Source organism: Shewanella sp. Isolate8, from assembly GCF_022398495.1.
GTDB lineage: Bacteria > Pseudomonadota > Gammaproteobacteria > Enterobacterales > Shewanellaceae > Shewanella > Shewanella aquimarina.
In genome coordinates, this window is sequence record NZ_JAKEVI010000002.1 from 244,992 (window position 1) to 263,616 (window position 18,625).

18 protein-coding genes are annotated in these 18,625 nt (G+C 54.5%); 11 read left to right on the top strand and 7 right to left on the bottom strand.

Annotation, left to right across the window (positions count from 1 at the left end):
* Positions 1 to 145: 145 nt before the first annotated feature.
* Positions 146 to 1,309, top strand: a complete 1,164-nt coding sequence (locus L1D43_RS10385) for a sugar diacid recognition domain-containing protein (protein ID WP_239851409.1) — start codon at positions 146 to 148, stop codon at positions 1,307 to 1,309.
* Positions 1,310 to 1,675: 366 nt separating this feature from the next.
* On the opposite strand, the gene L1D43_RS10390 is transcribed toward L1D43_RS10385, so the two are convergent.
* Both L1D43_RS10390 and L1D43_RS10395 read right to left on the bottom strand, forming a co-directional pair.
* Positions 1,676 to 3,355: a pseudouridine synthase gene (locus tag L1D43_RS10390; protein WP_239851411.1), complete on the bottom strand. Its 1,680-nt coding sequence runs from the start codon at positions 3,353 to 3,355 to the stop codon at positions 1,676 to 1,678.
* Positions 3,356 to 3,698: 343 nt separating this feature from the next.
* Positions 3,699 to 4,670, bottom strand: coding sequence for a TDT family transporter (locus tag L1D43_RS10395; RefSeq protein ID WP_239851413.1), 972 nt, complete (start codon positions 4,668 to 4,670; stop codon positions 3,699 to 3,701).
* Between the two features lie 184 nt (positions 4,671 to 4,854).
* On the opposite strand from L1D43_RS10395, the gene L1D43_RS10400 reads away from it, so the two are divergent.
* Both L1D43_RS10400 and L1D43_RS10405 read left to right on the top strand, forming a co-directional pair.
* Entirely contained in the window at positions 4,855 to 5,751 is an 897-nt protein-coding gene (locus L1D43_RS10400) for a LysR family transcriptional regulator (protein ID WP_239851415.1), read from the top strand.
* A 370-nt stretch (positions 5,752 to 6,121) separates the two neighbouring features.
* The gene (locus tag L1D43_RS10405) at positions 6,122 to 6,865 is read left to right on the top strand and encodes a DUF4344 domain-containing metallopeptidase (protein ID WP_239851417.1); all 744 of its coding nucleotides are present in this window, start codon (positions 6,122 to 6,124) and stop codon (positions 6,863 to 6,865) included.
* Positions 6,866 to 7,191: 326 nt separating this feature from the next.
* Here L1D43_RS10405 and L1D43_RS10410 read toward each other — a convergent pair whose 3' ends face one another.
* Positions 7,192 to 7,581: a universal stress protein gene (locus L1D43_RS10410; RefSeq protein ID WP_239851419.1), complete on the bottom strand. Its 390-nt coding sequence runs from the start codon at positions 7,579 to 7,581 to the stop codon at positions 7,192 to 7,194.
* A gap of 414 nt (positions 7,582 to 7,995) precedes the next feature.
* Here L1D43_RS10410 and L1D43_RS10415 point away from each other — a divergent pair, with 414 nt between their 5' ends.
* The 4 genes from L1D43_RS10415 (at position 7,996) to panP (ending at position 13,782) form a co-directional block, all read left to right on the top strand.
* A complete protein-coding gene (locus tag L1D43_RS10415; protein ID WP_239851420.1) occupies positions 7,996 to 8,799 on the top strand; it encodes a gamma-glutamyl-gamma-aminobutyrate hydrolase family protein in 804 nt (267 codons plus the stop codon).
* Between the two features lie 263 nt (positions 8,800 to 9,062).
* The gene (locus tag L1D43_RS10420; protein ID WP_239851422.1) at positions 9,063 to 10,421 is read left to right on the top strand and encodes a GntP family permease; all 1,359 of its coding nucleotides are present in this window, start codon (positions 9,063 to 9,065) and stop codon (positions 10,419 to 10,421) included.
* A 268-nt stretch (positions 10,422 to 10,689) separates the two neighbouring features.
* Positions 10,690 to 11,835 carry a glycerate kinase gene (locus L1D43_RS10425; protein WP_239851424.1) on the top strand — a complete coding sequence of 382 codons (1,146 nt, stop codon included), beginning with the start codon at positions 10,690 to 10,692 and terminating at the stop codon, positions 11,833 to 11,835.
* Positions 11,836 to 12,141: 306 nt separating this feature from the next.
* On the top strand, positions 12,142 to 13,782 hold the full coding sequence (panP, locus tag L1D43_RS10430; protein ID WP_239851426.1) for a pyridoxal-dependent aspartate 1-decarboxylase PanP: 1,641 nt from the start codon (positions 12,142 to 12,144) through the stop codon (positions 13,780 to 13,782).
* 54 nt (positions 13,783 to 13,836) lie between these two features.
* On the opposite strand, the gene L1D43_RS10435 is transcribed toward panP, so the two are convergent.
* On the bottom strand, positions 13,837 to 14,244 hold the full coding sequence (locus tag L1D43_RS10435; protein ID WP_239851979.1) for a DCC1-like thiol-disulfide oxidoreductase family protein: 408 nt from the start codon (positions 14,242 to 14,244) through the stop codon (positions 13,837 to 13,839).
* Positions 14,245 to 14,399: 155 nt separating this feature from the next.
* Here L1D43_RS10435 and L1D43_RS10440 point away from each other — a divergent pair, with 155 nt between their 5' ends.
* The 4 genes from L1D43_RS10440 (at position 14,400) to L1D43_RS10455 (ending at position 16,765) form a co-directional block, all read left to right on the top strand.
* The gene (locus L1D43_RS10440; RefSeq protein WP_239851433.1) at positions 14,400 to 15,269 is read left to right on the top strand and encodes an AraC family transcriptional regulator; all 870 of its coding nucleotides are present in this window, start codon (positions 14,400 to 14,402) and stop codon (positions 15,267 to 15,269) included.
* 183 nt (positions 15,270 to 15,452) lie between these two features.
* Positions 15,453 to 16,139, top strand: coding sequence for an AzlC family ABC transporter permease (locus L1D43_RS10445; RefSeq protein WP_239851981.1), 687 nt, complete (start codon positions 15,453 to 15,455; stop codon positions 16,137 to 16,139).
* Entirely contained in the window at positions 16,139 to 16,441 is a 303-nt protein-coding gene (locus L1D43_RS10450; protein ID WP_239851983.1) for an AzlD domain-containing protein, read from the top strand. Before L1D43_RS10445 ends, L1D43_RS10450 begins: the two co-directional genes overlap by 1 nt.
* Positions 16,442 to 16,453: 12 nt before the next feature.
* On the top strand, positions 16,454 to 16,765 hold the full coding sequence (locus tag L1D43_RS10455; RefSeq protein WP_239851434.1) for an NIPSNAP family protein: 312 nt from the start codon (positions 16,454 to 16,456) through the stop codon (positions 16,763 to 16,765).
* 24 nt (positions 16,766 to 16,789) lie between these two features.
* On the opposite strand, the gene L1D43_RS10460 is transcribed toward L1D43_RS10455, so the two are convergent.
* The 3 genes from L1D43_RS10460 to L1D43_RS10470 form a co-directional block, all read right to left on the bottom strand.
* The gene (locus L1D43_RS10460) at positions 16,790 to 17,476 is read right to left on the bottom strand and encodes a YafY family protein (protein ID WP_239851435.1); all 687 of its coding nucleotides are present in this window, start codon (positions 17,474 to 17,476) and stop codon (positions 16,790 to 16,792) included.
* 100 nt (positions 17,477 to 17,576) lie between these two features.
* Positions 17,577 to 18,035, bottom strand: a complete 459-nt coding sequence (locus L1D43_RS10465; RefSeq protein WP_239851436.1) for a GyrI-like domain-containing protein — start codon at positions 18,033 to 18,035, stop codon at positions 17,577 to 17,579.
* Between the two features lie 159 nt (positions 18,036 to 18,194).
* Positions 18,195 to 18,614: a VOC family protein gene (locus L1D43_RS10470; protein ID WP_239851437.1), complete on the bottom strand. Its 420-nt coding sequence runs from the start codon at positions 18,612 to 18,614 to the stop codon at positions 18,195 to 18,197.
* Between the last annotated feature and the right edge of the window lie 11 nt (positions 18,615 to 18,625).

Here is an 18,625-nt window from a genome sequence, read left to right on the forward strand (position 1 = left end):
CTCAAGCGTTTTTCCTGCGCTTTTTCTGATCACATACTTACTTTGATTGGTATTATTCGCCATCTCGCAAAAGCGCCCTCCAAGACTTTTGCCCATCGGGCTTTTGTCGTAAGCTCAAGCCACAACCCTTTGCCGACCCAGCGCCTTGTACTTTCTCGACAATCAACTCGCCCAACAGATAGTGGATCGCACCATGGCGATCATCGGCCACAACATCAATGTGATGAACAGCCAGGGGGTGATCCTCGGCTCCGGTGAGCCTCACCGTATCGGCTCCACCCACGAAGGTGCCCTGCTGGCCATCAGCCAGAACCGCACCGTCGCGCTCAACAGCGCCAGTGCAGCCAGCCTGCAGGGGGTCAAGCCCGGCATCAACCTGCCGCTGCACTATCAAGGGGAGATCATCGGTGTTATCGGCATCACGGGTGAGCCTGAACAACTGATGGCCTTCGGTGAGCTGTTGAAGATGACCGCCGAGATGATCGTCGAGCAGGCCAATTCCCTGGATGTAGCTCAGTGGCGTGCCCGTCAGCAGGAGGAGTTTATCCTGCAGCTGATAAAACCCGAGGGACGGGATCTCAACCACCTTAAGATCTGGGCCAAGCGTCTGGATATCGATCTCGAGCTGCCCAGGGTCGCGGCCGTGCTGCGCATCAACGACGATGGCGGTGACGAGCTGGCCAACTCTCAGCTCAAGACTGTTCTGCACCTGCTGGAGACCCCCTCCCGGGGCAACCTGATCGCCATGACTTCGATGACGGAGCTGGTGATCCTCAAACCCGCCTTCCTTGACGGCAAGGCCTGGAGCGCCGAAGCCGAGAGCCTGCGCATCGACCGCCTGCTAAAGCGTCTGCCTAGTGAGCTGAGCGCCCGACTGAAGATCGCCCTGGGGCACTACTTCCCCAACACCATGGACATAAACCGCTCCTATCAGACGGCACTGGAGACCCTGAATTTCGGCCAGCAGCTGCAACCCGAGCGAAGCAAATACCTCTATGAAGACCATGCCCTGTTGGTGATGCTCTCCGGTCTCAAGCATGACTGGCGCGGCGAGCAGCTGCTCAGGCCCTTTCAGCGCCTCATCGACAAGGATAAAAACGCCCTGCTGCGCAGGACACTGGCAAGCTATCTGGGACATTTTGGCGATCAGCAGGCCTGTGCCAAGGCACTGTTTATCCATCGCAATACCCTAAGGTATCGCCTGGATAAGATAGCGCAAATCACTCAAGTGAATATTCACAAACTCGATGGTCTGTTACAGCTCTACCTGGGTCAGGTGCTGCTGAGCCGCGGCCAAGAGGAACCCTAGGGCCTGTTGATCTTTCAAGTTTAATTTTTGTTCAATCTAAACGCGTTTTGCACGAGGCGAGAGCCATGAAGCATAGTTACTCTATGTGATAGTTACTCTATGTGATAGTTACTCTATGTGAATGGCGAACAACAAAGAAATCGTCTGGAACGATTTCTAACAGCGTAGCTGACCGCCTGCGGTGAAAGGCACAGGAAGCCTTTCATAAAGTGCAGCACGCGTTTAGATGAACCCGTTGGGCATCGTTTGTAGGCCATTTCTACGGCGTTATCGCCAATTTGTGTAGGATACTACACGACACAGGCTCTGCCTTGTATAAATCGCCTTCAAACTGCTGCAAAAACAAACGGCAAAGATCAACAGGCCCTAGAAGTCGGGATCGCAACTAAAGCTCACCCGCTCGCCGCTGATGGGATGGTTAAAAGCCAGATACTGGGCGTGCAGGTGCAGGCGATTCGCCTTAGCCCCGTAGAGATCGTCCCCTATGATGGGCATCCCTAAGCCATGCTGATGGGCGCAGTGCACCCTGAGCTGATGGGTACGCCCCGTCTTGGGAAACAGCGACAGCAAAGTCGTCCCCTCGGCTCTGGATTTTACCTCCCAATAGGTATGGGCGTGTTTTCCATGCTCGAAACACACCAGCTGACGCGGCCTGTCATCGAGATCCACCCGCAGCGGCAGCTTGATCTCGCCCTCATCCCCCTGAACCTCACCGACCACCTTAGCAAGATAACGCTTCTCCACCGTGCGGCCGATAAACTGCTGCACCAGTGCGGTGTTGGCCTCACTGCTCAGGGCTATCACCATCAGACCAGAGGTGGACATATCCAGCCGGTGCACAATCAGCGGCCCGGTCGCCTTGGGAAAGGCCTGGCGCATGCGACTATAAACGCTGTCGGTCACATGCTTGCCCGGTACAGAGAGAAACTCCGCCGGCTTGTTGACCACGGCGATCGCCTCATCCTGGTATATGATAGAGAGCGCTTTACCCTCGGCCGGATTATTAAGCAGTGGGTTGTCATCCAGCGCCATACCGCTCAGCATATGGGCCAAAATCGGCTCACACTTGCCGTGGCAGGCACCATAGAACTGCTTGTGTTGTTTCACCTCGGACTTGGGCGAGGCTCCCCACCAGAATTCAGCCATGGCAATGGGTTTAAGGCCGTTTTCGAAGGCAAACTGCAGCAGTTTGGGGGCGGCGCACTCCCCGGCTCCGGCAGGTGGCAGCCCCCTAGGCGAGGCGCTAAACAGGCTGTTGAGATCCTTAATCTCGCCAGCCTGATTCAAGAACTGATACTGGGCAAACAATCTACGCTGCAACGCGCTCGACTGGCTGGCACGTTGCTGTTTTAGGGCCTCAATCTCATCGCGTAACTCACTCAGCCGGGTCTCGCGCGCGGCGATCTGGTCATCCCACTCAAGATTTAGCTGTCTGAGTCTATGCTTCTCGGCCACGCTCTCCCGGCCAAGCTGTTGCTGCAGGACCTCGAAGGCCTGGGCATCGAGCCCTTGCCCCGCCTGACGTCTGGCCTTGCGCGACTTGCGATTCTCGATGATCTCTGCCCTCAGCGCGGCCACGGCCTGCTCTTTGGCGCCGTTGAGTCCCTTAAGCTCAGCCTCTAGCGTCACCAGCGCTGGGGCATTCTGTAAGGCCTCAAGCTTGTCGGTCAGTCGATTGATGGCCTGCTGCTCGCCATGAAAGAAGCTATCCTGGGTCAGCATGTCGAACACAGGCGGCACGAAGCCCGGCAGTAGATTCTGCTCGGCTAATTTGCCGGAAAAGGCCTTAAGATAGCCAAGCTCGCCTTCGCGGTTTTGCACCACCAACACGCCAAACATCTTACCTATGGCGCCCTCGCGCTGCCCCGTCAGGCCGAAGTTGTGTTGCCACTCCCCTTGATGCTCGAGATGCATTTGCAATTCATTCGCCGCCAACACACACAGCTCGTGGGGCTCATAATAGAAAGGAAAGGTAAACCGCTCAGGCAACGTGATGCCCTCGACCGAGGTGCTAAAGGGGGTGAAACATTGCTGGGCTGAATACATGGTGTCTGACATTTTGAGTAAATACGGCTATCGGCTGGCCCAATGAAGATGGGAGGCCCGTTCTGAAAGCGGGGATTTTACGCGCTCACGGCGGTGAAGTCATGCCGCTAAGCTCTTTTTTTGCCCTATAGGCCAGTTAAGAAGCCTTAGTTTGTATGCTAAGGCGGTGGACAATAGATCAGGCGATGGCGTCCTTGCCGGCAAGGCCGACTCAGTAATATCTATCAGTCATGAGGTGATACTAAGTTAGATGTGAGACTAAGTCAGGCGTCATACTAAGCTAGCCGTGCCACCGATCCGTATGTGACGCTAAACGGGCTGTGACACTAAACAGGTTGTGACACTAAACTGGATGTGACACTAGGCGCGGCTGTATCACCAGGTGATTGATATATTTCAGTGCGACATAAGAAACCACCACAGTCGCGACCATGAGCTCGAGTCCCGCCAGGTTTCGCACCTGCTGTACATAGTGAGACTGCATTCCCTCGAGTGCCATCCAGTTTGCCATCTTAAACAGTGCGGTACTGCCGATCACCATGGGGAAGGTAAAGGCCGCGTAACCAGGGCTAAAGGGCAGTCTCAAGAGTTTATAAAACGCCAGGTAGATAATGACCGTCATCAACACGGCGATACCAAACAGCAGGGCGATGGTCACAGGCGATGGCGTGGCGGTTACCGTTAGGTAGCCTGCCAGCGAGAGACTGGCCGGCGCCGCCAGAATGGCCATGGTGGGTTTTGCCGCATCCGGCACCTCATGGGTAAACATCAAGCGATAGATCATCAAAGGCAGCATCACCGCATAGGCCAGCATACCGAAGATAAGCGCGCCCTGTGCAATGGGAGCCAGTACTGTCGTGCCCGAAAAAGAGACATCTGCAACAATGATGCCAACAGGTGGCACAAACCAGCTGGGTACCATGTGGTGCAGCTCAAAATCCTTAGCCCTGTGATAAATGAAGCTCACCAGGAAGACTATGTGTAATACCACAGCCGCTAACCACAGGCCATCGCCCGCTAGCGGATAAAATTGCCCCAGAGAGTTGGATACCACCATGGTCGCCATCGAAAATGTCGGCACGACACTGCCGACCACGGGATGGGCAAGGTCCTGTCTCAGCAGATGATTATGAAAGAAAAACTTAATCGTCAATATGGCGAGCAGAACGCTGGCAATACCTGCACTAACCCACTGACCATAACCATTGAGTTCGGCGAAGTTTTCCCAGCACCAGCCTAAACTGGCGATGCCCAGCGCCAAGCCCGCCATAGGTGTGGGTACGCCCATTACTGCCTTTTTCGTTCTTTGAATCATAACAATCTCAATCAGGTTCGTTTCTCTACAGCAATAATACGCTTGCCTTTTGTTCCGTTATATCTAATTATTTATAACAAGCGTTCAGAATAACTAAACGCAAAGGCACTTATACCTAAGTGCTAATACCTAAGCGTTAACGCCCAAACATAAGCCCCAAACATAAGCACCCGAGCATCAAGCCATGGCCAGTCACATCTCACTCAAACAGCTGAAGGTGTTTAGCACCCTCACTCAACACAAGACCCTAACCGCGGCGGCGGACAGCCTGTATCTCTCTAAGGCCGCCGTGAGTATGGCGCTGGCTGAGCTGGAGAAGCAGCTCGGCCACCACCTGTTCGATCGGGTCAACAACCGCCTGATCCTCAATCAGGAGGGGCACAAGCTACAGCCCCTGGCCGATGAACTCCTTAACAGGGCCAGCGATATCGAACACCTCTTCAGCGATGCACAAGCACTCTGTGGCCAACTTCGTATCGGCGCCAGCGATACCCTGGGCAATCAGGTGGCCCCCTATCTTCTGAGTGACTTTCGTCGTCACACCGGGCATGAGCGGCAAAGCCTGTTTATCTCCAACTCGGCCGAGATCTGCGACAAGCTTGTCGACTACGAACTGGATATCGCGCTAATCGAAGGAAAGATTCAACACCCGGAACTCGACACAACCCCTTTCAGCGCAGATGAGATGTGTGTGATCTGTCCACCGAATCATCCCCTGCCGGCTAATGTCGAGATCCCGCTAAGGGAACTGGAAGCCAGTCCCTGGATCCTGCGCGAGCCTGGCTCGGGCTCACGGGAATTCTTTCTGCGCCTGATTGCCCCGAGGCTTCAGCAATGGCATGAAGCCTTCCAGCTCAATAACACAGAGGCCCTGATCAACTCGGTCTCGGCCGGCCTCGGCCTGGCTTGCCTGTCACGTCTGTCTGCCGAACCAGCAATTCGTGACGGCCGAGTCAAGGTACTCAAACTGCCACTAAACATGAGCCGCCGCTTCTGGTTGCTGGTCCACAAGGAGAAATACCTCAGCCCGCTGCTGAGAAGCTTTATCGATTTCAGTCATCAATGGGAGCGGGAGCATTAACAGTAGCCTAATGGCTCACGCCAATTTTAAGATTTATTGGGGAGAGTTGTTTTGATCTAAGTCGCTGTCTGGCAGAGTGAGGCCGGGTTTCGCAAGACTAAAGGAATCAGGTCTAGCTAAGTGGCTAGAAAGCCACGCTTTGTGCCCAAACTGCCACAGAGAAGTGCATGACTGAATTAACAGATCTCAAATAATAGCGTCAATGTATAAAAACTATCTAGGCTTATGCACGAGTAAAGGTGCAAAGTATAGGTGCAACAAGTAAAACAAATTCGCGCCTCCGGCGCGCCAATTTAGGCGTTTTACCTAACAAGGAATAAAGGTGAATATCATAAAATCTATAATGCTTGCTGTCGTGAGTGCTTGCATCATGGCCAATTCTGCCTACGGCGAGGTTGGTGCGCGCCTCGAGTACAAGCATCCTGGCGATATCACGCAAAAGACAGTAAGAGACGAACTCATTGCCTCGGGGACCGTTGACACTGCGGTGCTGTTTATCAATGAACACTTCAAGCTTAATCAAGCTGTCGTCCTTTCCTTTGGTGGAAATGATGGTCCACTGTTTGATGCACAGCGCAATAGCATCATGATTCCCTACACTTTCATTGATGAGGTTAGGCACAGATTCGAGCAGGCAAACTATGATAAGACGGGTGTTACTCCTAAGCAGGCCACAGAAGACGCCTTGCTACATACCATATTTCATGAGTTGGCCCATGCCCTGATATACATGTACCAGCTGCCAGTGCTGGGAAAAGAGGAAGATGCCGCCGATACACTCGCGACTACGCTACTGATCGAGTTTTTCGATGATGGTCAGGAAATTGCGCTAAGTTCGGCCGATCTATTTGATCTGGAAAGTGATGACAGAAACGTCCTTGAAGATGAAGACTTTTGGGATGAGCATAGCTTAGACGATCAGAGATATTTCAGCACCCTATGTCACATATACGGCAGTGATCCTGACAAATATGCTGCCATAGTGAAAGAAGGATTGCTGGGGGAAGAGAGGGCCGAGTTATGCATCGAGGAGTATGCTGCCATCTCACAGAGCTGGCTCACCATACTAAATACTTATATCACGGATAACAAAACCGATACGCCCCGACAGTAACAAACGAGCAAGCCTCAAAGAAACAGATCTAAGATAGTTAGCCCGTGGACCTTGGAAGTTAATGGTTGTTTCTTGCGCCTACCCCGATCGCACCAAAAGGCACGCAAATCGCTATAAAACAACAACTTACCAAAACGGCAATGGCTGTTCCCTTACAGGAGAACCCACTGGGATGTGTTCGAATAACATCCCAGCTTAACTGACAGTTCTATATCCATGAGTATGGACTGTAGGCCCGAAGCTTTGCTCTACTCGCCGTGCCAAAAAAGTGTTTTCAAAAAATCGCCGCACAGACGAAAAAGCCCACCCCGTTAAACAGACCAGGGCTAGTGATCTAGATACACCACTAGAAGATCGGCCTCGACGGCATTGGCCACCTTGGGCAAAGAGGAAAACAGGTTACTTGAGAACTTATGATGGTGGCCGCAAACCAGCAGATCGATATTGTGTTCCTTGGCAATCCCCGCCAGTTTCATATGCAGGTCGCCTATCACCACTAAGGTTTCAGCGATGGGGTAATCACTTAGGGTTGCTAAAATTTGCAACTTCTCCTGCAGTTCAATTTCTTCCTGTAGGGTGATCGCCACGCTGTCGACATCGACGAAGACAAATGAAACCTTGCTATTACCAGCTTTCGCCAGTGAAACGGCCTTGTCTATCACGGATTGGCTAGACTCAGACAGATCGACCGCAACCAAGATATGCTTGTAACTCATAACGGCTCTCCTTGTTAAAGGATAAATGATTACCTTAAGTCTAGCAGCGTCACACCTAGCCGCTTGACCCACAGGCTAACCCTCTCTGGCCAAGCTCTCACTCAGGCCAAAGTATCACCCACACTCAAGCCTAGGTCCCACTCAAACCTAGGTATCACCCCAGCATACCTATATGCCTCACCAATTGCGCAATCGGTAAAAATCCAACTCCTCCAACCTCCCTAAAAGCGTAATTAATTACGTTCAAAACGTTTGACATAATGAACACTGATTGGCAGACTGGTGGTCAACAAATGTGCTTTTTCACATTTTGCTATCCTTAAGAAAGACGATAGCTAGGGCCAGTAGCGGCCACATGAGGCTACACAGACGTCACGCATCGGGTGACATACAAATCGACCAAACGGGTGATCTATGCCAATAACACATACTACAAGTGCTAAGAAATCCAAACCAATTATCTTGATGACCATGGGTCAGCAAGACAGGAACCAGCATCCCTACCAGGTGATGACCCACAAATATATGCAGCCGATTGTGGAGATCGCCGGGGCCATCCCGCTGCTGATGCCCACCTGTTTCGGCACAGAAGATGTGGACCGCTACCTGGATATGGTCGATGGCGTCTATCTCTCGGGCGCGGGCTCCAATATCGACCCCAGCCTCTATGGCCAGGAAAACCTCACCCCGGAAAAAAGCCAAGATGTAAATCGCGACGCCGTCGATCTGGCCATCATAGCCGGCGCCCTCAAGCGCAAGTTGCCTATCTTAGGGATCTGCCGTGGCATGCAGGAGCTCAATATCGCACTGGGTGGCACCCTGTATCAGAAGGTCTATAGTGAGCCCGGTTTCGATGATCACCGCGAAGATCCACAAACCCCCAACCATGTTCAATATGGGCCGAGACACGCCATCGAGACGGTACCCGGTAGCTGGCTGGCCAAGCTGATTGGTGACAAGACAATGGTCAACTCCCTCCACGGCCAGGGGATCTGTACCCTTGGCAAGGGGCTAGAGGCCCTCGCCTATGGCGAGGATGGCCTTATCGAGGCGATACATGGCCCAGACTATGGCCAGTTTATCCTCGGCGTACAATGGCATCCCGAATGGCAAGCCAACGACAACCCAGATTCCATCAAACTATTTCAAGCCTTCGGCAGCGCTTGTCGCGGCGAGGCCTGTTGGCAATCGGCCAACGACGCTAAATTAACCGCCTAATCGAACAAGCCCAGTCGGCCATTTTGTGATCTAGACCGACTTTATTCCTACCCCTTAACCGATATTAGTGCAAGCGCACAAATATCAGTTCTGCATAAGCAAAATATTAGGAGGCTGGCACGAAGCCAGATTGTCCTATTCTCCGGATAATAGTGCCAGCCTGAAAACCCTTTGCTCCCGCGCTAGGAGCGAGTTAACGGGTCATCGCTAGATCAAACCAACAGATCACAGCCAATAAATATAACCCAATACAGGGACACCCTATGAGCCTAGTACTGATCTTGATCGCCGTGATAGCCTTCATCGTTATCGCGACATCCAAATTTAAGCTTCACCCCTTCCTAACCCTCATTCTCGCCTCTTTCATCGCCGCCTTTGCCTACGGGCTACCCAGCGCCGATGTGGCCAAAACCATCACCTCCGGCTTCGGCGGTATCCTGGGCTATATCGGCCTGGTTATCGTGCTGGGTACCATCATAGGTACCATATTGGAGAAGAGCGGCGCGGCCATCACCATGGCCGATGTGGTGATTAAGGTGCTGGGAAAACGCTTCCCGACCCTGACCATGTCGATCATCGGCTATCTGGTCTCCATCCCGGTATTTTGTGACTCGGGCTTCGTGATCCTCAATTCGCTCAAGCAGTCCATGGCCAATCGCATGAAGGTCTCCAGCGTCTCCATGAGCGTCGCATTAGCTACCGGCCTATATGCTACCCACACCTTCGTGCCACCAACGCCCGGCCCGATTGCCGCCGCCGGTAACCTGGGGCTGGAGTCAAACCTCGGGCTGGTCATAGGCGTGGGTATCTTCGTCGCGGCCGTCGCTGCCCTGGCAGGCATGTTATGGGCCAACCGATTCGCTCATGTCGAGCCCGACGGTGAAGGCGCCGAGGAGCTAAAGAGCAATGTAGAAGATTTTGAAAACCTCAAGGCCGCCTACGGCGAGTTACCCAGTCCGGCCAAGGCGTTTGCTCCTATCTTCGTGCCAATCTTGCTCATCTGCCTGGGCTCCATTGCCAAGTTCCCCTCACAGCCACTGGGTGATGGTGCCCTGTTCGATACCCTGGCCTTCCTGGGTCAACCGGTAAACGCCCTGATGATAGGTCTATTCCTGTCACTGAGCCTGCTCAAGAGTCAGGATAAGATCAAAGAGTTCAGCGAGCGCATCAGCCACGGCCTAGTTGTCGCCGCGCCTATCTTGCTGATCACGGGTGCCGGCGGTGCCTTCGGCGCCGTGCTCAAGGCCACTGAGATTGGCAACTTCCTCGGCAGCTCGCTCTCGGCGCTGGGCATAGGTATCTTCATGCCCTTTATCGTCGCCGCGGCGCTGAAATCGGCCCAGGGCTCATCGACCGTTGCCCTGGTGGCCACCTCCGCTCTGGTCGCCCCCATGTTGGGCGATATCGGCCTTGCCAGCGACATGGGCCGTGTGCTGACCGTGATGGCCATTGGCGCCGGCGCCATGACAGTCTCACACGCCAACGACAGCTTCTTCTGGGTGGTGACTCAGTTTAGCCGCATGAGCGTGAAGCAGGCCTACAAGGCCCAAACCATGGCGACCCTAATCCAAGGTGTGACCGCCATGATCCTTGTCTACCTGCTGAGTCTCGTCCTACTCTAAGCTAATCAGACCGGCGCCAACGGGCACAGCCTGGGCGCCGGACAACCCAGCTGATTTTTTTCAGATTTTGTAAAACACTATACCAATCACGGTAAGTAAGTGAGCAGAGATAGCGCAGGAAAAACATTCGAGAACAAGACAGGATTTTTCGATAAGTAGCTATTCTACAATCAAAAATAATGACGCCGTTATCGGACGTTTTAACAAGCTAGAATGATCAGTTATTTACTACGATTGGTATTAACCCCTCTTCACACAGGAAGCCTGCATGAAAATAGTCATCGCGCCCGATTCATATAAAGAAAGTTTGAGCGCCATGGAAGTCGCCACCGAGATAGCCCGGGGGTTTTGTGAGGTGCTTCCCGACGCCGAATATATCAAGTTGCCGGTCGCCGACGGCGGCGAAGGCACGGTGCAATCTATGGTGGATGCCACCGGCGGCAAGCTGGTTACACTTAAGGTCACAGGCCCCCTGGGCAGTCAGGTGGATGCCCACTATGGTCTGCTGGGTCAGGAAGTCCTCGGGCAGCGCACCGCCGTGATTGAGATGGCCTCGGCCTCTGGGCTGCACCATGTGCCAAGTCTCTTGCGCGACCCTTTAGTCACCACCAGCTATGGCACGGGCGAGCTTATCTGTCATGCCCTCAACAGTGGCGTCAACCATCTGATCCTCGGCCTTGGCGGCAGCGCCACCAACGACGGCGGCGCCGGCATGCTACAAGCCCTGGGCGCGCACCTACTGGACAATGACGGCAAGCCCCTAAGACCTGGCGGCGCGGCGCTTGAGCACCTCACCAGCGTCGATATCGGCGAGCTGCATCCACGGCTTGCCCAGGTAGCAATTGAGGTCGCCTGCGATGTAGATAATCCACTGTGTGGCGACAAGGGGGCCTCGGCCATCTTCGGGCCACAGAAAGGCGCCGATGAGATCATGGTTGCCAGATTAGACAAGGCACTTAGCCACTTCGCCGATGTCACCAGCTCTGCTGGCCTAAAGGAGTGCCGCGACATGCCTGGCGCCGGGGCCGCCGGCGGTATGGGCTTTGCTATGCTCGCCTATCTGGGCGCCAAGCTCAGGCCCGGCATAGATATCGTCATGGAGACGGTCAGGCTGAGCGAACATCTTAAGGGGGCGGATCTCGTCATCACGGGCGAAGGCCGCCTCGACAGCCAGACCTTGCATGGCAAGACCCCCATGGGCGTTACCCGGGAGGCCAACAAGCAGGGGATACCAGTGATCGCCATCGCCGGCTGCGTCAGCGAGGATGCAAATGTGCTGCTGAACCACGGTATAGACGCCCTGTTTTCCGTGACCCCCAGGGCCTTGCCGCTCGAGGAGGTGCTGGCCAGCGCCAGCCATAACCTCTATAGCTGCGCGGTCAATGTCGCCCGTCTGTATAGACTGGGACGTTAGCCACCTTAATTAAACCCCAAACGCCCTGAGACTCTCTCGACTCAGGGCGGTTTACGCTCTTGTTAAATATCCCATCCGGTTCAAGGCTGTGCCGATTTTGCTCAAGGCCATTTCAAATTTGGCTCAAGGCTGTTTCCAATTAGGCTCAAGGCTGTTTCCGTTCGGGCTGACGGCTTTACGCCCTGCCCGCCAGCCATTTCACTTTTCCCCTTGATGCGGTATAAAGCTTACAGTAAAGTTAGCTCCCTTTTTCGATCGCCTGTTTTTTCTATTTCAAAACAGACACAAGTTAAGCGACGCGCCTCGATGACATCAAAACAGACACGACAAGCGACCGCCTCTGAAGAGGCCTTGATGCGTATTTTCACTCTGCCCGAAGCACCGAATTCGACCCTGGGTAAGATAGAGAAAAACCTGTCGGAAAACCTGATGGGCTTCCTCAAAGAGAATATCGTCGCCGTCGAGAAGCCACTGAGCGAGATCGAAAAAGATTTTCAGGCCTATCAGATCCCAGCGGCTCCCAGCTTCGTCTCCGACTATGCCGAGCAGATGATGCAGACGCTTATCGCCCACAGCGTGCACACCTCTGCGCCCAGCTTTATCGGTCACATGACCTCGGCGCTGCCCTATTTCGTGCTGCCACTGTCGAAGATGATGGTGGGGCTCAACCAGAACCTGGTGAAGATAGAGACCTCCAAGGCCTTCACGCCGCTGGAGCGCCAGGTGCTGGGGATGATGCACCACATGGTCTATGGTCAAAACAAGCCCTTCTATGAAAGCTGGATGCACAGCGCCAGCCACTCCCTGGGCGCCTTCTGCTCCGGCGGCACGGTCGCCAACATCACGGCGCTGTGGATCGCCCGCAACCGTCTATTAAAACCCGATGGCGACTTCAAGGGCGTGGCCCAATCTGGATTGATGCGCGCACTGCGCCACTATGGCTATGATGATCTGGCTATCTTGGTCTCGACGCGCGGCCACTACTCCCTCGGCAAAGCCGCCGATCTATTAGGCATAGGCCGCGACAACATAGTGAGCGTGCCCTGCGCGGCAGATAACAAGGTGGATGTGGCCAAGATGCGCGAGGCGGCCGAGCGGCTTGAAGCGCAGAACATCAAGGTGATGGCTATAGTCGGTGTCGCCGGGACAACCGAAACCGGTAATATCGACCCACTGAAAGAACTTGCGGATCTCGCCGAGCAACTGGGGTGCCATTTCCATGTGGACGCCGCCTGGGGCGGTGCCAGCCTGCTGTCGAACAAGTATCGCCACCTGTTAGCCGGCATAGAGCGCGCCGATTCGGTCACTATCGATGCCCACAAACAGATGTATGTGCCCATGGGCGCCGGCATGGTGCTGTTTAAAGATCCGGAATTTGCCAACGCCATCAAACACCACGCCGAATATATTCTGCGTAAGGGCTCTAAGGATCTGGGCAGTCAGACACTAGAGGGCTCGCGTCCGGGCATGGCCATGTTGGTGCATGCCTGCCTACAGGTGATTGGCCGCGATGGCTACGAGATCTTAATCAACAACAGCCTGGAGAAGGCGCGCTATTTTGGGGAGCTTATCGCCGCCCAGGACGATTTTCAGCTGGCCTCAAGGCCAGAACTCTGCCTGCTGACCTATCGCTATGTACCGGCCAAGGTACAGTCGCAGCTCGCCGAGGCGATAGCGGCGAATGACGCGGCGCGGGTGAGTGAGATCAATACCCTGCTGGATAGCCTGACCAAATTTATCCAGAAGCGGCAACGCGAACAGGGGAAATCCTTCGTCTCTCGTACCCGTATCATTCCGGCAAACAACCTGGAGCAGACCTCTGTGGTATTCAGGGTGGTTCTTGCCAATCCATTGACCAGCAAAGAGATATTGCAGCAGGTGCTGGATGAGCAACGCGAGATCGCCAAGCTGGATACCCGCTTCCTACCTAAGCTGCTGGCCCTCTAGTTTTTCAATAGCTCAATCTAGAAAGTGCACTCGAGAAAGTGCAATCGAGAACGCTCACTCGATAAACCTGTCCCTGTCGATATCCTCTGGCAGGGCGCAGGCTCTTCGGCCAAAGAGGCGATAACGCCGATTGGCAACCTGATTGTAAACCCAGTCTCTTAAGGAGCGGGGCAGCCACCTCAATAGCTTCAACAAGGGCCAGGGGCCATCGAGTCGACTGGCCACCGCTAATGCCGCCTCGCTCTTAGCCGACACGCCTGTCTCATCCAGCAGATAGAAGCTGCTAAGATCCTCAAGATCCACCAAGATACCCTGCGCGGCCAATAGCCGCTGGGCCGTCTCACTCTGAACCGAGGCAAACTTAAATTGCTTGCGTCTGTCACGCCTAATGATAAATCGCACCGCGCCGTGACACAGATTACAGCTGCCGTCGAAGATCACCACAGGGGCTTGTCGCGTCATGGGTTGCACTAGTTCTCCACCTCGTAGGAAACTCGACCATAGCATCGGCGATAGCGGATGACAATTTTGTACAAAAGCCGCTGCGAGTTTTAGGCTAAGATGAGCCTATCGACTCGCCAACATCAGACATATATCGCGCTCACAGCAGCAATCCTATGAACAAGCACAGCAGTAAAGAACAGGCACACTTCAGCCTAGCCGATGAGCTGGGCGGCATAGAGCTACTGAATGCCAGCTATCAGAAACAAAACTTCTCGCGACATAGCCATGAGGGCTATACCGTGGGGGTTATCGACACCGGCGCCCAGCGTTTTTATCGTACCGGCGGCGATCATGTTGCCCCACAAGACAGCATCATTCTGGTCAATGCCGATGAGGTGCATAATGGCCGTTCGGCCACAGACGATGGCTGGTCTTATCGCGCCATGTATCCGCTCCCCGAGCAGTTTGCGGATATCGCAGCAGCCATAGGCACTAAGCGCACAGGGGCTCCCTACTTTCCCGAACCTGTGGTAAAAGATAAACCCCTGGCCGACCTGCTACGTCTAACCTTCGAGACGCTCACCGGCTCAGATAACCCCCTGCTGCGAGAAAGCCTCATCTATACCAGCATGGTGAAGCTGGTGACGCGCCATGGTACCAGTCGGCCCCCCGCCGACACAGCTAAGACCGCTCAACGTCAACTAACGCTAGTTAAGCAGTTTCTCGATGATATGCCCGCCAGCGACGTGTCGCTAACGGCCCTCGCTAACCTGGCCGGAATTAGCCCTTATTACCTGATAAAACAGTTTCAGCAGAGCTTCGGCCTGCCACCCCACGCCTATCAGATCCAGAGTCGCATTCGACTGGCAAAACAGAAGATCCGCGCAGGCGAGCCGCTACTTGAAGTCGCCCTCGGCTGCGGCTTTCACGATCAGAGCCACCTCAATCGCCACTTTAAGCGTGCCCTGGGAGTCACTCCCGGTCAATACGCTAAAGAAGTTGAGCGCAACAATGTACAAGCCAGGCGAACCCATTTTTTGTAAGGTCGAGTTATCTCTCTAGCACCTATAGATAAGCATCAAGACATTAGCACCTAGACACACGCTCATAAAAAAACAGGCCCCCAGACACAGGTATATAGACACAAGATGACTCAGGAAGCTCAGACTGGCGCCAACGGCCCAACACCTCAAGACACCCAGAGCAGCGCACCAGGCACTGGGCCGATGCGCGCCGCCCTTAAGGGGGCGCTGGCCATATCCCCCTTAACCCTAGCGGTCGTCCCCTGGGGCATACTCGCTGGCTCCTTCGCCCTTAATGCCGGTTTAAGTCCATTCGAGAGCCAGGCGATGTCAGCTCTGGTCTTCGCCGGTGCGGCGCAGCTAGTGGCGCTTGGGATGATCAAGGCAGGGATTGGCCTGGTCAGCATCTTAATCACCACCTTACTAATCACCTCACGCCACCTGCTCTACGGCATGGCGATGCGCCCGCAGATAAGTCCACTGCCCCTAAGATGGCGACTCACCCTGGGCTTTCTGCTCACCGACGAGCTGTTTGCCATCGCCAACCTGGGCAAGCAACGCAGTCTGGATCCCTGGTTCGCCTTCGGCGGCGGCTTTAGCTTCTATCTGGGGTGGAACCTTGCCACGGCAATGGGGATAACCCTGGGCCATAAGATAGAGAATCTGGACGCCTTGGGGCTGGATTTCGCCATCGCCGCCACCTTCATCGCCATTGTGGTGCCAGCGGTGAAACGCCCCTCAATCCTGGTGTGTGTACTGGTCGCCATGGTGGCCAGTGTGGTGTGCGCCCTGATGGAGCTGCAGGCGGGACTGCTTATCGCCTCGCTTACTGCCATGTCCTGCGGCCAGCTCTATGCCAAACTCAGCGGTGAATCCTGGAGGCAGGCATGATGATCTGGCTTACTATGCTCGCCATGACGGCGGTGATCTTCCTCAGCCGTTACCTGTTTCTCGAACCCAGACTGCCCCTGCGCCTGAGTAAGAATACTCTGCAGTTCCTCGGGTATTCGGCGCCTGCGGTGCTAACCGCCATCGCCGCCCCCATCGTCTTCGTGCGCGACCAGCAACTGGCGATCACATTCGATAACAGCTACCTCATCTGCGGCTTAGTGGCCGTATTACTAGCCTACTTTACCCGCAACACACTGCTGACCGTACTGGTGAGTATGGCGCTGTTTTTCATCATACATTAGGGAGAAATTAAGATGGCGGTAACCTGTCACGTGAAATACATCATCGACCCGGATCAACTGGATAAGTTTGAGCACTATGCCAAGCTCTGGTTACCTTTAGTCGCCAAATTCGGTGGACAACACCACGGTTACTTCCTACCTAGCGAGGGCGCCAATGATATCGCGCTGGCGCTATTTAGCTTTCCATCGCTGGCCAGCTACGAGCAATACCGCGAGGCCTCAGTGCATGATAAAGCGTGTATCGCGGCCTTCGAGTACGCCAAGCAGCACAAGTTTATCCGCCGCTATGAGCGCAGCTTCATGCGCCCGCTGCTGCCGGAATAATTTTATATACCGATGGAAAGACCGCTAACACTCGCCATGTTGCGCCTGCATCATGGCGATATAGTCAGGCATCTCCTGACCCGGCGCGTGGGGGAAATGGCTGGCGAGCGGCAGCACGCTCGACATTCGATCGATGCGGAAATTACGAAAATCGTCACGCAGCTCACACCAGGCCAGCAGGGTCCAGACTCCTTGCCAGTAATAGAGTGCCAGGGGGCGTACCCGGCGCTCGCTGCAACTCTGGTTAACATCCTGATAGCTCAGCAGAATATATTCTCGCTCTCTGGCACTCTTGCGCAGCAGGTCGAGAAAGATAAAGCCTTGGTCATGGCGATAGAAATCGGGGGCAAACATCAAGGATTGATAGGCCTTGAGTCGCTCGGGTAACACGGCTTCGACCTTGATCATCGCCTGCTTGGCGGCGCTGGCCAGCTCGTGGCCACCCTGAGCCTGCACCATACGCATCCCCACCTGTATCGCCTCCAGCTCCTGCTCGTTAAACATCAGTGGCGGTACATTCACCTCCTGGCGCAGCAGATAGCCGACGCCGGCCTCCCCTTCGATGGGGATCCCCGACAGGCAGAGATCCTGAATATCCCGGTAGATGGTACGGCTAGAGACCTCGAGACGCTCCGCCAGCTGCTTAGCCGTAGTGAGGCGTCTGTGTCTGAGAATTTGTACGATTTGAAATAGGCGATCGGCGCGGCGCATGACTTACCTGAATTGGCCGCCCCTTGGACGGCCCGTGGTGATTATGACTGGACGTTGCTAAATCCAGGCTTAACTAGACTTTGGCTAGACCTCTACCTATCTAAACTTCGACGTGGACGCCGATATAGATATCGACGCTGTCAGGCTGGGCGTAACACTCGAAATCGGTCAGATACTGGCGACGATAGGGGCAATCGGGGCGCTGAAAATAGGCCCAGATCTGCTGCCAGAGTGAAATAACCGCCTGGGGCATCTCTCCTGTGGCACTGAAACAGAGGTAGTTACCGCCCTCTAAGGTGAGCGGCGTTAACTTGTCGTCATGCTCTATGGTGCCCGCCTCGACCGCCGTCATCAGGCTATAATCGCCATCCATGTCGCTGGCATAGTCGTAATAGACCCCATACACAGGCAACTTACCGAAGATCTGCTCGCCATACTGCCCCATGAAGGCCTGCCACAGCGGCGCAATTTTTTGCGTCGACGCCTCAGATTCTGCCCCATTGTTGGTGCGAACACTCATGCCAACCAAGGCCTTAGGCGCTAGGTTTATCGTCTTCATCTCAATTCCTTCTGTTGTTTCCTGAGCTAAGGCAGACGCCAAGCGTTTGCCTTAGCCTATTTAGCTCACTAGGTTTAGCTCGCTAGGCATCGGTGCTAAAGCCATCACTGCATACTGCGCCTGAGCATCCTGACGAGTCGTTCAGGCTAGGCGTTCAAATTAGCCGTTCAAATTAGGTGCCCAGAGGCCGACGCGATTGCCTTCACTATCGACGATGACGCAGCTATAGCCGCACTCCCCCTCCTTGATGGCCATGGCTGGCACAGGGATCTCGACACCGTTTTGCGCTAACTTTGACACCAAAGGCACGAGATGATCGCTAAGATGAAGGTAAAGAATGCTGCCAGCTCCACTCGGGCGCATCATATCATGTTTCACTAGTGCGATGCTGGCCGCATCCTTAGCCTCTGTCTCTAAGATGGCCATCTGCATGCCAAACATGTTTTCATCACGAAAACTCACCCCAAAATGAATCTGGTAGAAGGCCTTGGCCCGCGCCATGTCCTCGACGGCGATCTCGCCCCAGACTAAAGGTGCCTGCTGTAAAGGTGCCTGGTGTAACACTTGCTGCTCTTGCATCTTGCTCTCCT